Raw genomic sequence first — 17748 nt, forward strand, 5'->3', positions numbered from 1 at the left:
GCCACTCCAGCCAGGAATCGTCACGATGTTTCCGATTCGCCGTCGCATTCAGCACGCCATTGCTCGCCGACAGTTTGTGACCGTTGGCGCCGCCGGAACGATCGGTCTGGGTCTGGCGGATCTCCTCCAAGCCGAAGCCGAGCAGGACCGAGCCGATTCTCCGGCCAAATCCATCATTTTCGTCTGGCTTGCCGGCGGACCGGCCACCCTGGACATGTGGGACCCAAAACCGCAGGCGTCCGAAGAGATTCGCGGCGAGTTCGAAAGCATCGCAACCGCGGTGCCCGGCGTGCATTTTGGCGAACTGATGTCCCAAACGGCAAAGATTGCGGATCGTTGCACCTTGGTGCGCTCGCTACATCACAACATTCCGGATCACGTGCCGGGCAGTCAGTATGTGATGACGGGCAATCCGCCGAACCCCGCTCTGGAGTATCCGTCGATTGGATCTTTGTCGGCCAGCCTCCTTCCCGCATCCGCCGGCATGCCCGCCTACTTTTGTTTAGGTGATGCCGCCAGCTCCGGCGGTGGGTTTTTGGGCGCCGCCCACGACCCTTTTCGCGTTGCGATACCTTCGCAACCGGCACCGCTGTCCCTGGACGGTCTCAGTCGCCCCGAGTCGTTGACTGAAGCACGGCTACACCATCGTCGTCAGCTTCGCGACGTCTTTGAGGCATCATTCGTCGATTCGCGTCGACAGATCGACGTCGTGCCAACGTTAACGGAGTTTCAGCAACAAGCGTTTGAAATTCTTTCGTCCAATCGGATCGGGCAGGCTTTTGATTTGTCCACGGAAACCGATGCCGTTAGAGAGCGTTACGGTCGCAGCGAGGCGGGGCGCTCGACGTTGACGGCACGGCGCCTGATCGAAGCGGGAGCACGTTTTGTCACGGTAGGCATCGGTGGCTGGGATACGCACAGCGATCACTTCCCGATCATGCGGCGGCAGCTGCCTCCACTGGATCAAGCATTGCACGCGCTGATCCAGGATCTGGCCGAACGCGGGATGCTCGAGGAAACGCTGGTGGTTTGTGGCGGCGAATTTGGACGCACCCCAAAGATCAATGCCGGTGCCGGCCGAGACCACTGGTCAAGAGCGATGACGTACTTGCTGGCCGGTGGAGGGCTATCGCCCGGTGCTGTGTTAGGTGAAACGGATCCACGCGGATTTGCTCCGATCCGCGATGCCTGCTCGCCCGATGATTTATCCGCGACGATACTTTCCCAGCTTGGTTTCTCTCCAAGCCACCAAGTGCAAACGACCGCAGGCAGGCCGATTGAGATGTTTATAAATGGAACGGTTTTGACGCAAATCGTTGGGTGAAGGCAACACCGCTGCGAAAGTTTTCCACCCGGCGAGCACCTCGCAAAAACGCATCATGAATCGTTCGGCAGAAACCTGGTTGCGGGCCCGAGAGTTGGCCGACACACGTTCGCGGAATGAGCTGCTCGCGCGACAGTTTTGCCAACACTTGCGTCCCGACACCACGGTCATCGATTTGGGCTGCGGAGGGGCCGCCAATTTGCGGTACTTATCGAGGTTTCTTCGCGTCGAACAGCCTTGTTTGGGGATTGACCATGATCCAGACATTCTCGCCTGCGCCGCCGAACACTTGCGCACCCCATCGGTTCAGTTCCGCCGATTGGATTTAGCGAGGCATCTGTCACATTTACCGCGCGGTCCCCAGACAGCCTTCACAGCTTCCGCGTTCCTCGATCTCGCCTCGCAAGATTTCTTGATCCGGTTTGTGGAGCTTGCCAGGGAGACGCCGTTGTTGATCGCGATGACGGCCTCCGGAACGCCTCGGTGGGATCCGGTGGAGACCGAATTCGAAACGACGGCCATCGACGAGTTTTTATCCGCACATCGCCGCTCCGATCATGGTTTTGGACCGTCGGTCGGGTATGACGCGGCCGATCGACTGTCCGAATTACTTTCCGCCGCCGGCTGCTCCGTGACCACCGTGCAAACGGATTGGAACCTCGACTTTCGCGACGCGACCTTGATCCGGCTGCTCATCGACGGTATCGCAAACCGATTGGCATCCCTGAAATGCGATTTGGACATCAATCGTTGGCGAGAACGACGTCTGCAATTGCTTGCCGACGCGGTCCTTGTCTGCACAGTGCCCCATCGGGACCTGCTCTCGATCCCGCCTGGCCGCGGCGGCACGGAGCAATGAAAGATCGTGAGGCGCCGCTTCGCGGCTGTTGGTGTTTGGCAGCCTTTACCGTCGGCTTGCGCCGACGGCAGGGGGCTGGCGTCGCTTCGCGACCAGGGCAGATGCAAAATCCCGAAAAAATCTTTCCGGCTTGTCGATTCCCCTCCGCGCCGACCGACTAATGCCTGTCAGGAATGGTCATTCGACGTCACCAGCCCCATCGAGGACAGCGGGATGAAATTCATTTGCATGGGATACGCCGACCCCTCCGTATTCGGATCCATGAGCGAATCGGAGTTGAAAAACATGATGGAAAAGTGCTTTGACTACGACGACGTGCTCCGGGCGGGTGGCCACTTTGTTGGCGGGGAAGCGTTGCAGGAGTCCACCAGCGCCGTGACCCTGCGGTGGCGTGACGGAGCGGTTCAGGCGACCGACGGTCCCTTTGCAGAAACCAAGGAGCAGTTGGGCGGATTGCTCATCTTGGAAGCGGACGACATGGAGCACGCGGTGGCATTGATGTCCAAACATCCGGGAGTCCAGATGGGGCCCTTCGAGATCCGTCCGGCGGACGAACAGATCAACGATCTGATCCGCCAACGGGATCAAGCCAGTCGGTCCGCGGACGCCTGACGAAACGCCGAGGTCGGTATTGCGGTCGTTGCCGCGAAAAGCTTCCTGGGATCAATCCCATAATCAATTCAATCAACAAGGAATAATCAAATGAGAGTGATGGTGATTGTCAAAGCGACGAAGAGCTCGGAGGCTGGTGAGATGCCCAGCCAGGAGCTGATGGAAGCGATGGGAAAGTTCAACGAAGAACTTGTTCGCGCCGGAGTGATGAAAGCCGGCGAAGGGCTCAAGCCCAGTTCAGAAGCCGTTCGAGTTCACTTTCATGGTGAAGATCGCACCGTTACCGATGGTCCGTTCGCGGAAACCAAAGAGCTGATCGCCGGGTTCTGGCTGTGGGAAGTTGCATCCATGCAGGAAGCCATCGACTGGGTTCGGCGTTGCCCCAACCCGATGGCGGAAGAATCCGACATCGACATCCGTCCGGTGTATGAAACCGCCGACTTTGCCGAGAGCGATCCGGACGGAACGTGGCGAGACCACGAGAATTCGCTGCGCGAGACGATCCCGCTGCGTGACGCAGTCGTTCAACCCTACCTGTTCTTCGCTGGTCGGTGCGAGGAGGCCCTGGCGTTCTACGAGAGGACGCTCGGGGCGACCGCCCAAATGAAATTGCGATTCAACGAAAGTCCCGATCCCGTTCCGGAAGGAATGCTGCAAGCCGGGTTCGAAAACAAGATCATGCACGCTTCCGTTGAGATCGGTAAAACGACGATCATGGCATCGGACGGTTGTGATGATCAATCAAATTTCGACGGCTTTCGCCTTGCACTTTCTCTGAACGATGAAGCCGCATGCCACAAGGCATTCGACGGGCTTTCCGAAGGCGGAAAGGTCGACATGCCCCTGACCAAGACGTTCTGGTCCCCGTGCTATGGCATGGTCACCGACCAATTCGGCGTCAAGTGGATGGTGATGGTCACGGAGACTTCCGAATGAAGTACATGCTTCTGATTTACGCAACCGAGAGCTCCTGGAGCGAACCGGAACGTGAAGCTTGCATGAGCGATTCGCTGGAGATCTGTAAAGAGTTGGAATCCAGCAACAAACTGATTTCCGCGTCCCCGTTGCATTCGGTGCAGACAGCAACCAGCGTGCGGGTTCGGAAGGGTCAACGGCAAGTCACCGATGGGCCATTCGCAGAAACCACCGAGCAGCTGGGAGGTTACTACATCATTGACGTCGACGATCTTGATGAAGCGATCGAGATCGCCACGCGTTTGCCACCGGCGACCAAGGGAACTGTGGAGATTCGTCCCATGTTTCCACTGCCGGGATTGCCGGAGCCGGCACCTCGTTGACACCACTCCACCTCGAATCCACCAGATAGACCGATGAAAGAGAACCCCGTTGGCTGGTTTGAACTTTACGTTAAAGACCTGGACCGAGCGAAACGGTTTTACGAGGCCGTGTTTGAAACGCAGTTGCAGAAGCTGGACTCGCCGACGCCGGAGTTGGAGATGTTGGCGTTTCCGATGTCGACCGAGTCCGTCGGGGCCCCGGGGGCTTTGGTCAAAGCGAACGGTCCTTCCCCCGGAGGCTTCGGCACGCTCGTGTATTTTTCCTGTGAGGATTGTGAAGTCGAAGCCGGGCGCGTCGAAGCGGCCGGTGGCAAGGTGGACCGACCCAAGATGTCGATCGGCCAATACGGATTCATCGCACTGGTGACCGATACCGAGGGCAACATGATCGGTCTGCATTCGCGAAGCTAATTGCCTCGGACGGTGCAACCTCCTCGAAAATCCTCGTATCCGCCGTCGCCAGACGGCCGGATTCGACTCCGAGAGTCGCGCCAAACATCGCGATCCAGCTACAGCTGCTCAATCTGCCCGGCGAGAGCTTCTCCGAGCACTTCACGGCAGCGTCGTAGCCACCGTGATTGACGCTGGTGCTGGGCCGTGGCAAGCGTCTCTTTTACCTGACGCTCGTCCTTCCGCAACGCCTCCGCCAGCTTTTCAAACTCTTCGACCGACTTGTGATCGGGTCTTACGGGGCCGGCTAGCCTGGGCGGCAACGAAGCTCGCCACGACACTTTGCGGCCCAGTGTCGCGACGTGCGATTGCAATTCCGTCTGCTCCATCGCTTTCAGAAACGCGTCCAAGTTCGGTTCCAACTCGGACAGGATTTCTGGAAGATCCGCCTGGGCGCTCCTGAGTGCGACTGCCGAGGACTCCTCCGAGCGGCGATTCGCTTCCAACGAAACCTCGACCTCGGCCAGCCGCTTCCGAAGATCCTGGTAGGCTTCATTGCGTCGATCGTGCTTCGCTTTCAGATCTTCAAATTCCGTCGTCGCAATCTGGTACTGTTTTCTCGCTTGATCGACGTCCTGAGCCAGCCGCTGACATTCCGCCCTGACCGGATGCTCCACACTCAGCCGATCCGCAGCATCCCCCGGATTCAGTTTTTGGTCGATCCGATCCGCCGCATCCAGAGCGGCTTGAGCCTTCTCCATGGCGAGCTTCGCCTCTTGGTGCGGGCGCGAAGCCTCATCCAGTTTTCGCTTGCAGCGGGCCAAGCGGCGTTCCGCGTTGTCGAGTTCGGGCCGCAGTCGCTCTTGGTCGGCGGCAAGTCGCTCGCGTGTCTCCAGGCAATCTTGCTGTTGTCGGTGTGACTGTTCGATCCGTCCCAGACAGGTGGCGAACGCATCCGCCTTGGACGCGGTCGTGCGGGCAAGCTTTCGAAGCGGCTCCAATTCCTCCATTTGGCGTGTCAACGCATAGAATTCATGATCGCTGTTCATCAGGTCATCGCGAACCAGGTCCCCCGCATGCCGCAGCGCATCTGTCTGCAGGGCCAGTTCGCCGTCCAATTCGGCTTGGAACGACGCGAGTTCCTTCCGCGCATCGGCCAAATCCTGCTGTTGCCGCTGCCGGTCGTCGCTGTGGCTAAACTCGGCTTCCGCGAACGCATCGATTTGACCGCGAATCTCGTTCACGAAAGAAGTTGAAACCGCGATCTCCGACCGCAGCTCTTCGATCGCCGCCGCGTAGTCGGCAATCGAACGGGTCGATTCGGCTGCGGTCAAGCGAGCCTTCCAGTGCTCCAAGTCACGCCCCAGTTGACGCTCGTCGGAGGGCAGCAAGCGTTGCTTCAGCATTTGGGCGCGGGCGATGACCAAATTGTCGGCCAGAATCTCCGCGTGTTGGTCGGCAATCGCGTCGCGGTGCTCTCGTTCCTGACGACGCGTCGCGGTCATCGGCAGGTGCCGCCGAAACCAACCCAGCACGCCACGCTGCTGCTCTTTAAACGCGTCGTAACGAGATTCGAAATCCTTCAGCTCCGAATCATCTCGTGATCGTTCCGCTTCGATGCGACGGATCGCTTCGTCGATCGAATCGATCAACGCGTTGATATCGAAAACTTCACGCGTCGAGGAACTTGCAGCGCGGCTCAGTTCCTGAAAGACGGCCTGCAGTTGCTGATAATCCGTCGCTTCGTTCAGTCGGCTCAGCCATGGTTGATCGGACGACATCGTGGAGAATCCGAATAAAGACTGCAAACAAGCCTGATACCCAAACAACGCAGACACGATTCGGGATCGCGCCGGCAGCGGTCATGAGGCACGACGGATTCTATCATGATCCGCCATCCAACAGCCTCGCCGCTGCAACACGATCAGCTTTCCGGGCAATCAATCTTCCTGGAAATGCTTCCGGAAGAATTCGAACATTTCCATTTGCGGGTCCCGGCCTTTTGCATCGTCCGTGTGAACGTAGACGTTTTCAATTCCCAACTTGTCCATCGCGGCCTTGAGTTGTTTGCCAAAGTTCGGGTGGTGGATGAATTGTCCGGGACGTGAATCGGCGGGAGGAACAATGTCTGGTTCGCTGTAAATCATGTACAGCGGTGGATCATCCTTCGACAAGTGCGTGATCGCGGAGGCTTCGTCGTAAAGCTTCTTCATCTCAGGTGTGGGGTGCAACGCCGCTTCCGCTGATTTCACCCCATACACCTTGAAAATGGACGGGTGCTCCCAGGCCCTTCCGCCGACCAGATTCTTGATTTCGATCGGGTCATAGGTTCCTTGGCCGCCCATTGTCCCGATCGCATCGATTCGCGTGGATTGTTGTGCCATTGGATCGTCACTCTTTGGATCGGCAAGATCGTCGTGGAAGCCGAGCCACATGCTGATCCCAGCGCCAGCAGAACCTCCGTAGCACGCGAAATCCTGTGGGTCCAAGTTCCAACGGTCGGCGTTTTGTCGCAAAAATTGGATGGCCCGGGCACAATCGTGTTGGGGCACGGGGAACAGAATTTCTTCGCCGTCGACAAATCGATAGTGCAAGGCGGCGACGCTGATGTTGTTTTCATGGGCGGCCTGAATCATTCCAGGACTGACCGAGTCCTTGTCGCCGCCCACGAAACCGCCACCGTGGATGTAGACGATCAGCGGAGTCGGCATCTTGGAATCGGCCAGATACAAATCAAGCACGTTGCGCTCGTGGGGCCCATAGGCGACGTCGCCATGCGTGGGCTCGGGGCGTTGCCGCGGCCGCTTCTGCGTCGCGTCGTTCTGCCGTCGACTCTTCCGGAACGCCTGCGCCTCCTCGGCGGTCAGCTGTCCGTCTTGATTCGCATCGGCGTCGGGAAAGCGCTTTCGCAACTGTTCCAAACGGGCTTCACGAGGCTCTCGCGGACGATCGTCCTGGCCGATGATACGGTCGTGGTCAACCAACAAGAACAACGCGAGAAAGACGAGAGAAACCACTCTGGCAGGGGAACGGGTCATGGTTGGATCTCGAAATCGACGGTGATGCAATGACGGCGGTGCAATCCAGAACGTCGCTATTGTACCGTCCGGGAGGGCACGCAACCTGTCTCTTGGAATCAACACCGATTTCGTGGCATCTCCAGCCGATCCCGGCCCGACGTTTCCCGCACGAACGTGTACCGACACGTTTCGCGAGTCGATTGCGGCCGCAGGGGACTGTCGCGTCTCCGCCAAAGGAAATCCTCTTCTAGCCCTTGGCAATCGGTCGACGCTCCCGGTCTAATTGATGGACGGCCGACAGCGGGCAGAACGTCACCTGGTAGGGACACATTTTCGGTTCGGCGCGACTAGACTGTCACAACGGGACGGTCAAGCCACTTCTGTCTTTCACGACGCCGCCGTCAATCTTGCCCGTTGCCCAATGGGATTCCTGATTTCGCCCGTTCACTCGCTTCACACAGCTGAGCACATCGATTGCTCCCCGACCCGCCAGCGATGCCCGATGACTTTTTCCGAGCGAGATGCGAAGAGCTGCAACGGCGGCTGACTGAGGCGGAGGCGGAATTGAGGGAGCTCCGCGCGGAGAAGGCGAATCGTTCGAGCTCGAACAAGATCGACGATCTGACCGATCTAGATTCGAAACGGGCCAGTTCGCAACAAGAGGCGTCGCTCCGCCCAGCCGATGATCTGTTGCGAGTGACGTTGGGCAGTATCGGTGATGCAGTGATCACCACCAAACCGGATGGAACAATTGATTTCCTGAATCCGGTGGCTGAGAGGCTGACTGGGTGGTCCTGCGCGGATGCAATCGATCACCCCATCGAATCCGTTTTTCAGATTGTCGACGAACACACCGGTGAACCGATCGATAACCCGGCAACGCGGTGTTTGCAGGAAGGCAGGATCGTGGGCCTGCCCGAACATACGGTTCTGATCTCCAAGGATCAAAGTCGCCACCCCATCGACGACAGTGCGGCTCCGATTCGTGACCAGCAAGGCAATCTTCTTGGTGCGGTACTGGTGTTCCACGACACGACGCAACGACGTCAATCGGAGGAAGCCGTCCGTGAGGCGCAATCACGGCTGGAGTCGATGATGGTTGCGGGCGAGATTGGCACTTGGGAATATGACCTCGTGACCGGCCGAGTCAGCGCCGACCCCAATCTTGCTCGCATGTTTGGTATTCCTGACCACGCCGCCAAAGAGGGAACTCTGGACGACTACCTCAAAGTTGTCCACCCGGATGATCGTGATGCGGTGTCGGAAGCCATCCGCCAGACGGTGGCCGGCAAAGTGCCTTACGACGTCACCTACCGAGTGTTCTCCGACGACGGGTCCATGCGGTGGGTGGTCGCCCGCGGTCGCGTCGAAACGGATGAGGATGGAAATGCGCGGCGACTTCCCGGCGTGGTGGTCGACATCACCGGCCAGCGGCGGGCCGAAAAGGAACTGCGGGCGAGTGAGGAGCGTTGGCGATTGGCGTTGGAATCCGCGGAGTTGGGTGCATGGAGCATCGACCCGGCGAAGTCCACACTCTCGACGGATGAAAGATACCGCAGAATCTTCACCGGTTCGCCCCATCCCCTGTCATACGAGCAGGCGTTCGCGGCAATTCACCCCAGTGACCGGCAGCGAATTCGCGACGCGGTGGCCGCAGCAACTTGCCCCGCAAATCCCCAACCGTTCGCGGAAGAATACCGCGTGGTGCACCCCGACGGGACCCTGCGTTGGGTGTTCGGGAAAGGCCGCTCGAATTTCGAGATCCGTGCGGGAATTCGCACACTGGTCAGCTTCAACGGGACGGTGGCCGACATCACGGATCGAATCCGTGCCGAAGAAGCATTGCGCGAGAGCGCGGCTCATTTTCGCCAACTCGCGGATGCGATTCCGCAATTGGCGTGGAGCGCCCGCCCCGACGGGAACATCGACTGGTTCAATGATAGGTGGTACGAATACACCGGGACAACCTTCGAGGACATGCAAGGTTGGAAATGGCAAAGCGTGCACGACCCGGACCGGTTGCCGTCCGTTCTGCAACGCTGGCGGGCGTCGATCGAAAGTGGCGAGCCCTTCAGCATGACGTTTCCGCTTCGCGGCGCCGACGGAATCTATCGAGAGTTCTTGACTCGGGTCATGCCACTTCGTGACGCCGAAGGTCGGATCACACGGTGGTTCGGAACCAACACCGACATCAGCGAACAGCACCAGATGCAGGAAGAACTTCGGCGAATCGCTGCGGAACTTTCTGAATCGGATCGACGCAAAGACGAATTCCTAGCCACACTTGCTCACGAGCTTCGAAACCCGCTCTCACCCATCAAGTCCGCCACGCAGTTGATGCAGATGATCGACGATGACCCGGATGAATACCGGGACCTCAGCCAGGTCATCGACCGCCAGGTCGAACAGATGGTGCGACTGATCGACGATCTGTTGGACGTCTCGCGGATCAGTCGCGGAAAGATCGAATTGAGAATGGAAACCTGTGACCTGCGAGACATCATTCACAGCGCCCTGGAATCGACCGAACCCTTGATCGGGAAGCTCGGACATTCGTTGCACGCCGATGTGGGGGATTCGCCACTGCTGGTCCAGGCCGACAGCACGCGATTGGCTCAAGTGATCGTGAATCTGCTGAATAACGCGGCAAAGTACACGCCTCCAGGCGGGGACATCTGGTTAACTGTTGGTACAACGGACGGCGAAGTGCGATTGGAGGTGCGTGACAACGGAATTGGCATAGGGCGGTCCGACCTGAACACGGTGTTCGAGATGTTTTATCAACTGCATGACGAAAAGCGTCATGGTCAGGGCGGTCTCGGCATCGGACTCTCGCTAGTCAAATCCCTTGTCGAATTGCATGGCGGCGAAATCGACGCGATCAGCGACGGGCTGGGGCAGGGTAGCAGCTTCACCATCCGATTGCCCCGTTTGAATACCTCATCGGCGACCACCTCCAAGCCTGATCAACTTTCGAGACGCAAGAGATCACTTCGATCCTTTCGGATCCTCGTCGTGGAGGACACTCGAGCGAATCGCGTGTTGCTGGTCAAACTGTTGCAGCGACTGGGGCACCAGGTGTTGGACGCGTGCGACGGAAAAGACGGACTGGAGAAAGCGGCGGCGTTCTCTCCCGAAATCATCTTTTCCGACATCTCCATGCCGATCATGAACGGCTACGAAATGGCTCGCCTGATTCGCGAGACGCACCCGTCCGTGCACCTGGTCGCGCTCAGCGGATACGGACAGGAATCAGATCGCCAAGCCGCAATCGAGTCGGGATTCGACAGTTACATCGTCAAGCCGGTTCACGCAGATGCCCTTTGGGAATTGCTCGATGGTCTGAGCAACGTCGCCGACGACCGATGACGTGCGTCGTCGTTCCCATCCCGACGCGTCACGCCGCGACGCCTCTCATTGCCTGTCTGGACGCCGCGTGTCAGAATCGCGGCAACGTTTCCGCGGCCACGCGACCCGAGTCCGCCGCGGCCGCGATCGCCTCACGCTCGTATTGGTTTTGTCTTGTTCCTTGAAAACGTCCTCGGAATCTTGATTCCGCTGATCCTGATCGTCTTTGCCTGCCTGATCACGTGGCGGGCATGCGACGGGTTTGAAATCGCTTCGGAATACATCGGGCGGAATCTGTCCGAGGGCGTGCGGGGTGGAACGATCAACGCAATTAGCAGCTCGATCCCAGAACTCTTCACGGCGCTGATCGCATTGTTCGTGCTCTCCGATCGTGACGGTTTCGCAATCGGCATCGGCACCACAGCCGGCAGCGCGTTGTTCAACGGAATGATCATCCCAGCCGCTTGCATCTTGACAGTGATCGGGACGGTCATCGGAGGCGTCCGCGTCACCAGCGTGAACGTTTCCACTCGGGTACTGCTCCGAGATGGCCTGGCACTGATCGCTTGCGAGTTTGTTTTGATTCTGCTGATCAATGGCAATGCCTTGCACTGGTGGCAGGGTCTGATTCTGATGGGGCTGTACTTTGCTTATTTCAGTTACATGCTGTTTTCGATGTCGTCGCCGAAATCAGACGATGACTCTTCCCTTCCGCAATCGTTTCTTGATGAAGAAGATGGGGGCGAGACGAGCAGAATTGGAAGGTTGGTCTACTGGGCCTCGCTGGGGCCTCTGGTCGATCTTGAGCGTTATTTTGTTCGCGAAAGACACCGTCGCCAGATCGAGACGGAGAACTGGAACGGTTGGCCTCTGTTGTTGACGTCGACGGCGATTATTGGTGCCGCATGTTGGCTGCTGGTCCAGGCATGTGAATGGCTGGGAACGGGAAATGCCGAACACCCTAGCTACGAACTGTTCGGTCAAGAGTTTGTCGGATTGGGGATGCCCCCGATGTTTGTGGCCGTGATCTTCGCCTCCATGGCGACCAGCGTCCCAGATACGGTGATGTCCATTCGTGATGCGCGCGACGGTGACTACGACGACGCGGTTGCCAACGCGCTCGGCAGCAATATCTTCGACATTTGCTTCGCCTTGGGGTTTCCGCTGTTCCTGTACACGCTGATTCACGGACCCATCAACATGTCTCCGGACGTCACGTCGCAAAGCGGGCAATTGCGGTTGTTGCTGCTTTCGCTGACGATTCTCGGATTCCTGGTCTACTATGTGGGGCGACGACAGGTGAATGCCGACGGCGTTCATGTCGTGGAGATGCGTAAGGGAAAGGCCGTCGTTTTGCTGGGACTTTACCTGGTGTTCGTCCTGTACGTCGTCGCGTTGGGCGCAAACCACCCCCTCGCGTTACAGCTGTCCGGAACCCTGGATCAGTTGTTGGGTTGGTTGCCGAGAATCGGATGAACGTTGACGCCGAGCTGGCAGATGGGCATGCTGGCCGATTGGTGCGGGAATTTTGCTGCATTTGAGCTGCCCGAACTTCAGGAACAGTTCCAGGGAAATCAGCGCAACGTCGCCCTTCATCCGGGCTCCCTTTGGCCATGAGCTGTTGCAAAACTCCAACCGCGTCAAGTCTGCTTGTCGCACTGTCTGTGGCCAGCGCGATCGGCGGTTGGCTCGTTCCGGCGTTCTACGACTGGACAGGATCCGATCAAAGCCGCCCGTCACCGCTGATGTGGCAGGTGCCGCTGGGGATGGTAGTTGCTGCGATGCTGCTGTGCCTGATCTTGCCGTGGATCCGCATTCGCGGCTGGAGCGAAAACGTCGCCAAACAGCCGACGCAGTTCAATCTGCGTTCGGTCATGCTTCTGACCGCAGTCATCGCGTTTGCGATCGGTTTGCGGTATCCGCGAGGGGTGTCGATTGCCGCGCATCTCACCGTCTTGGCCACCACACTGCGTTGGGCCGTGGCTCATCCCACGTATCGACTGGCCGTTGCGGCCCTGCTCGGCTGCATGTTCTTGCCATTCATTTGGCTGCTCGGTGATCGCGAGATCGACGCGTTCCTGCCCGTCCTGTTCTCAATCGCCGTGGGGGCGCCAGGAATTCTTCCCATGGCGCTGACGTCCAGCCTGTTCGGCATGAATCCCAACGAAGCGACGTGGCTGGCGATCCTGTTCACGGCCGCCGAAATCGCCATCGGGACCTGTTTCATCCGCGGTGGCGCGAAACGAACGATCGCCTACATCGTGTTTGTGGTGCTGGGTTCGCTGATGGGTTCCTTGATTCTGAACGCACTGGTGCGGGCGTGACCACCGGTCCCGCGGAACACGCAGAGAAGGCGGTCGGTGGGTAAAGGTTGCCCACATACAAATAGCAACGGACGCACCGATCGCTCGACCGATTTGGTCGAGCGATCGGTGGGAAAGCCGGTTGCTTAGCGTTGGCTCGCGGCCAAAGCCTTCGCTCCGTTTTGCGTCTCTCGCTCAAGATCGAAGCGATCCAGATTCATCACCTTGGTCCAGGCGGCGACAAAGTCATGGATGAACTTTTCTTCGGAGTCGTCGCTGGCGTAGACCTCGGCGATGGCCCGCAGTTGGGAGTTGGAACCGAAAATCAAGTCGACGCGAGAACCCGTCCATTTGACTTCATCGCTGTTCCGGTCGCGTCCTTCGTAGAAGTGCTCGCACACCGGTGACTGCTGCCATTGGGTATCCATGTCAAGCAAGTTCACGAAGAAGTCATTGGTCAAGGTTCCCGGTTGCTTCGTGAAGACACCCAGTTGGGGAAAGCCGGAATTCGTATCCAGGACTCGCATGCCTCCCACGAGTGCCGTCATTTCGGGCGCAGTCAACGTCAGCAGATTTGCGCGATCAACCAACAGTTCCTCCGCGGGGCGATCGTGCTCGTGACCAAAGTAGTTGCGAAATCCGTCGGCTTTGGGCTCCAACACTTCAAAGGCCTCGACATCCGTCATTTCCTGCGACGCATCCGTCCGTCCCGGATGGAAGGGAACCTTGACCTCGTGACCGCCCATTTTTGCCGCTTGCTCCACCGCTGCGCAGCCGCCCAACACGATCAGGTCTGCCAGCGAAACCTTCTTGCCACCGGAGGCGGAGTCGTTGAACTCTTGCTGCACCTTTTCCAAGGTTTGAAGCACCTTAGCCAGTTTTTCCGGTTGATTGACTTCCCAGTCCTTTTGCGGGGCCAGGCGAATGCGAGCTCCGTTGGCGCCTCCGCGATTGTCCGATCCGCGGAAAGTCGAAGCCGATGCCCACGCGGTCGAAACAAGTTGGGGGATGGTGAGTCCAGAATTCAGGATCTTGCTCTTCAAGGAAGTGATGTCCTGATCGTCGATCAGAGGGTGGTCCACTTCGGGAACCGGATCCTGCCACAGTTGCGGTTCGGGAACCCAGGGTCCAAGACAACGCGAGACCGGCCCCATGTCTCGGTGAGTCAGCTTGTACCACGCCTTGGCAAAGGCCTTCTCGAACTCTTTGGGGTTCTCATGAAATCGCTTCGAAATCGGCCCGTAGATTGGATCCCGTTTGAGTGCCACATCGGTGGTGAACATCATGGGGGCGTGCGACTTGTTGGGATCGTGGGCGTCCGGGACGGTCCCGTCCGCCGCGTCGTCCTTGGGAGTCCACTGCGCCGCGCCGGCAGGGCTTTTCGTCAATTCCCATTCGTAGCCGAACAGGTTCTCAAAGTAGCCGTTGGACCATTGCGTCGGGGTGGTCGTCCACGCGCCTTCCAAGCCGCTGGTGATGGTCGCCCCGGCGTTTCCTGATTTATAGGTGTTCTTCCAACCCAAGCCCTGCTGTTCAATGCTGGCACCCTCCGGTGCCGGGCCGACGTATTCACTGGGATCCGCCGCACCGTGGGCTTTACCAAAGGTGTGGCCACCGGCGATCAGGGCGACCGTCTCTTCATCGTCCATTGCCATCCGGCCAAAAGTTTCCCGAATGTCCTTCGCGGCTGCCAACGGATCCGGATTGCCGTTGGGGCCTTCCGGGTTGACGTAGATCAGACCCATCTGGACGGCGGCCAGCGGGTTCTGGAGCTCGCGGTCGCCACGGTAGCGTTGGTCTCCCAACCACTCGGATTCCGGCCCCCAGTAGACATCCTGCTGCGGTTCCCAAACGTCTTCGCGGCCGCCGGCGAAGCCGAACGTTTCAAATCCCATCGATTCGAGTGCGCAGTTGCCGGTAAAGACCATCAAATCCGCCCAGGAGATCTTGTTGCCGTACTTCTGCTTGATCGGCCACAGCAGGCGACGTGCCTTGTCCAGGTTCGCATTGTCGGGCCAACTGTTCAGCGGCGCAAATCGCTGTGTCCCGTCCGAGGCGCCCCCGCGCCCGTCGGCAACGCGGTAGGTCCCGGCGCTGTGCCAAGCCATTCGAATGAAGAACGGACCATAGTGGCCGTAATCGGCCGGCCACCAGTCCTGGGAATTGGTCATCAACTCCATGACATCCTTTTTGAGCGCTTCGAGATCGAGTTTGCTGAACTCCTCGGAGTAGTCAAACTCCTGCCCCATCGGATTGCTCTTCATCGAATTCTGATGGAGGATCTGTAGATTCAACTGATTCGGCCACCAGTCACCGTTGGACATCACGCCGGCGGCGGTCTGTCGGTGCGAGGGATCCTTGAAGGTGCCGCCAATCACCGGACAGTTCGCAATGCCATCAGAAGGCTTTCCCTGCGATGTCGATGAGGGGGTCTCCTGGGCGGCCACGGTGCCGGCAAGGCACAGCACCGCGAAGCTCGCGAGACGACGAGCAAAATGCTTGGAGCGGGTCATGATCTTTCCTGAAAGTGGGGAGGATTCGTTGACAGTTGCGGAGCCAACCAGCCATTCATTCAGGTACAGTATGGGGCAACCACGCCGATGCATCCAATGAATTCCTGGTATGCCGCGCATGCAACAATTGCATGGATAGCAGAACGAAAATGACGGGGATGCATTGCAGGGGGATACCCCGGGGCCGATTGAGAAGACGCCGGTGTCGCGTTGGATTATCGGACCGAATCAATCCCCCCGGCTGGCCCGGTTTCAAGTGTCTGGTCGAATCGGAACGCAGGCTTCAAACCCTGCGGCAGCGGGTGAACATTCGGATGCAGCGCATTGGCTAGGATTTCCAAGCTGTCGACAAGTCGGGGGCCGGGGCGATTGAAATACGCCGAACCATCCACCACGTAAACTCGCCGCTCGCGAACACAACGCATCGTTTTCCAACTCGGAAATGCGACCAACCCCGGCAATTCTTGCAACGTGCGCGCAAGATCGAAGCCGCAGCAGGCCACGACCATCACCTCCGGGTCGGCATCGACAATTTGCCGCCAAGGGGTCGCGACGCTGCGCTGCCCGGCGACACCGATCAATTCGCTCCCACCCGCAATCCGGACCAGTTCCGGGCTCCAGTGTCCGGCACTGAACGGAGGATCCATCCACTCCAACAGCGTGACCGATGGTCGTGCGGTACGCCTTGCGTCACCGCTTTCCGCCACGATCTGTGAAGTGTCGGTTGGGCGCTGGATCCTATCCAAGTGATTCGCAGTGCGGTCGGCGACGGCATCGACGCGAGATCGCAGCATCGCGACGTACTCTTCGGCGCGTCGCTCCTGATCCGCCGCCCGCCCGACTTGCAAGATGTTATCAAACAGATCGCGAAGAGACGTTGGTTCCAGATTGATCACCGCCGGAGTCTGATCCAACTTGCACGCCGCATCGCTCACCTCTCTCGCGTCAACAGCACACACATCGCAAAGTGCTTGGGTGACGATCAAATCGGGGCGCACGTCTCGGAGAACGTCCATGTCCAATGAGTACAGTGCCTGGGTCGTTTTCATCTGCTCGCGTACCAGCGAGTCAATCTGGCCGCTGGTCGCGGTGGCGGGAATCCGGCTGCGCGTGACTTTGGGCAAGCGACTGACGTCAGCGGGATAGTCGCATTCGTGTGTGACCGCAACCAACGAATCACGCAGGCCCAGCCCGCAGATGATCTCTGTTGCGCTTGGAAGCAACGAAATGATGCGCACGGTTGGCAACCTTGGGGATCTCGGAGAGGGCGGGGGAACGCCAGTGGCCTGATCATGATGTTCAATTCGTCACGCATCGGCCACCGGAGATTCTTGGCTCTCGCCACATTCGGCCAAGAATTGATTTAAGAACGTTCGCATGAACTCTTCTCTTTGTCGTGACATGTGTCTGCCCGCTTGCGTGTTCATCAAGTCACGCAACTTGAAAAGCTTTTCACCGAAATGCGCGAATCCCGACTTCGCGGTGGGGTCGCCGGCCACGTAGAACGGTTGGCCGACGGATGCACCATATTCGATGGTGCGAACGATTCCGATCGCACCCAGGGCATCCAGTCGGTCGGCGTCCTGAACGACTTGCCCCTCCAGTGACAACGCGGCGGCAGTGGACCGCTTGCGAAAGGAGACGTTGTCAACGATATGGACCACCTTTTCGATCACCGCGTTGTCGACGTCCAACTCGTTCAGAATCTCGCGTGCGAATTGGCCGCTCCGCTCCACGCCGTCATGGAACTTTGCATCACCGACGTCGTGCAGCAGGACGGCCAATTCGATCACAAACGGGTCTCCCCCGGTTTCCCGTTGGATTCTTCGCGCCGAGACGAGAACCCGTTCAACGTGATCAAAGCCGTGGCCCGCCCCTTGACCGGCGAGCCGGCGCTGCACTTCGGCACGCGTTCGAGCCACAATTTCTTCGCTCTTCATTCCATTGACTTCGGGTTTACGAACTTCGACGCCGGACAACAACGTTTGAAAGCCCAAGAGGGCCACCGCCAGGGCCCGAAAGAATTCTGGCCGTTGCCGGCGTCCTGTCCAGTGGGGGCCATCGTTTGGCGAACCGCGCAG

14 protein-coding genes are annotated in these 17748 nt (G+C 58.7%); 9 read left to right on the forward strand and 5 right to left on the reverse strand.

Annotated elements, in window-relative coordinates; all coding sequences use genetic code 11:
- Positions 1–25: 25 nt before the first annotated feature.
- The 6 genes from FYK55_RS24320 (at position 26) to FYK55_RS24345 (ending at position 4504) form a co-directional block, all read left to right on the forward strand.
- Complete coding sequence (locus FYK55_RS24320; protein ID WP_150079228.1) at positions 26–1324, forward strand: DUF1501 domain-containing protein; 1299 nt, start codon at positions 26–28, stop codon at positions 1322–1324.
- Positions 1325–1379: 55 nt separating this feature from the next.
- The gene (locus FYK55_RS24325; RefSeq protein WP_150079229.1) at positions 1380–2183 is read left to right on the forward strand and encodes a hypothetical protein; all 804 of its coding nucleotides are present in this window, start codon (positions 1380–1382) and stop codon (positions 2181–2183) included.
- Between the two features lie 213 nt (positions 2184–2396).
- Positions 2397–2795 (forward strand): YciI family protein, encoded by a 399-nt coding sequence (locus tag FYK55_RS24330; protein ID WP_150079230.1) that lies wholly within the window; start codon positions 2397–2399, stop codon positions 2793–2795.
- A 90-nt stretch (positions 2796–2885) separates the two neighbouring features.
- Positions 2886–3731 (forward strand): YciI family protein, encoded by an 846-nt coding sequence (locus tag FYK55_RS24335; protein WP_150079231.1) that lies wholly within the window; start codon positions 2886–2888, stop codon positions 3729–3731.
- Complete coding sequence (locus FYK55_RS24340; protein ID WP_150079232.1) at positions 3728–4093, forward strand: YciI family protein; 366 nt, start codon at positions 3728–3730, stop codon at positions 4091–4093. The genes FYK55_RS24335 and FYK55_RS24340 overlap by 4 nt, the downstream gene beginning before the upstream one ends.
- Before the next feature lie 33 nt (positions 4094–4126).
- Positions 4127–4504, forward strand: coding sequence for a VOC family protein (locus tag FYK55_RS24345; RefSeq protein WP_150079233.1), 378 nt, complete (start codon positions 4127–4129; stop codon positions 4502–4504).
- Positions 4505–4602: 98 nt separating this feature from the next.
- Here the strand turns inward: FYK55_RS24345 and FYK55_RS24350 are convergent, their stop codons facing one another.
- A complete protein-coding gene (locus FYK55_RS24350) occupies positions 4603–6264 on the reverse strand; it encodes a hypothetical protein (protein WP_150079234.1) in 1662 nt (553 codons plus the stop codon).
- A gap of 159 nt (positions 6265–6423) precedes the next feature.
- Positions 6424–7521 carry an alpha/beta hydrolase gene (locus FYK55_RS24355; RefSeq protein ID WP_150079235.1) on the reverse strand — a complete coding sequence of 366 codons (1098 nt, stop codon included), beginning with the start codon at positions 7519–7521 and terminating at the stop codon, positions 6424–6426.
- Between the two features lie 477 nt (positions 7522–7998).
- On the opposite strand from FYK55_RS24355, the gene FYK55_RS24360 reads away from it, so the two are divergent.
- The 3 genes from FYK55_RS24360 to FYK55_RS24370 all read left to right on the forward strand — a co-directional run bounded on the left by FYK55_RS24360 (position 7999) and on the right by FYK55_RS24370 (position 13175).
- Complete coding sequence (locus FYK55_RS24360; protein WP_150079236.1) at positions 7999–10872, forward strand: PAS domain-containing hybrid sensor histidine kinase/response regulator; 2874 nt, start codon at positions 7999–8001, stop codon at positions 10870–10872.
- A 153-nt stretch (positions 10873–11025) separates the two neighbouring features.
- On the forward strand, positions 11026–12327 hold the full coding sequence (locus FYK55_RS24365; protein ID WP_150079237.1) for a sodium:calcium antiporter: 1302 nt from the start codon (positions 11026–11028) through the stop codon (positions 12325–12327).
- A gap of 137 nt (positions 12328–12464) precedes the next feature.
- A complete protein-coding gene (locus FYK55_RS24370; protein ID WP_150079238.1) occupies positions 12465–13175 on the forward strand; it encodes a hypothetical protein in 711 nt (236 codons plus the stop codon).
- A gap of 125 nt (positions 13176–13300) precedes the next feature.
- Here FYK55_RS24370 and katG read toward each other — a convergent pair whose 3' ends face one another.
- The 3 genes from katG to FYK55_RS24385 form a co-directional block, all read right to left on the reverse strand.
- Positions 13301–15667: a catalase/peroxidase HPI gene (katG, locus tag FYK55_RS24375; protein ID WP_150079239.1), complete on the reverse strand. Its 2367-nt coding sequence runs from the start codon at positions 15665–15667 to the stop codon at positions 13301–13303.
- 215 nt (positions 15668–15882) lie between these two features.
- A complete protein-coding gene (locus FYK55_RS24380) occupies positions 15883–16905 on the reverse strand; it encodes a cobalamin-binding protein (protein ID WP_150079240.1) in 1023 nt (340 codons plus the stop codon).
- Positions 16906–16974: 69 nt separating this feature from the next.
- Entirely contained in the window at positions 16975–17607 is a 633-nt protein-coding gene (locus FYK55_RS24385; RefSeq protein WP_150079273.1) for an HD domain-containing protein, read from the reverse strand.
- Positions 17608–17748 lie beyond the last annotated feature (141 nt).

The sequence above is a fragment of the Roseiconus nitratireducens genome (assembly GCF_008629675.1).
Lineage (GTDB): Bacteria > Planctomycetota > Planctomycetia > Pirellulales > Pirellulaceae > Stieleria > Stieleria nitratireducens.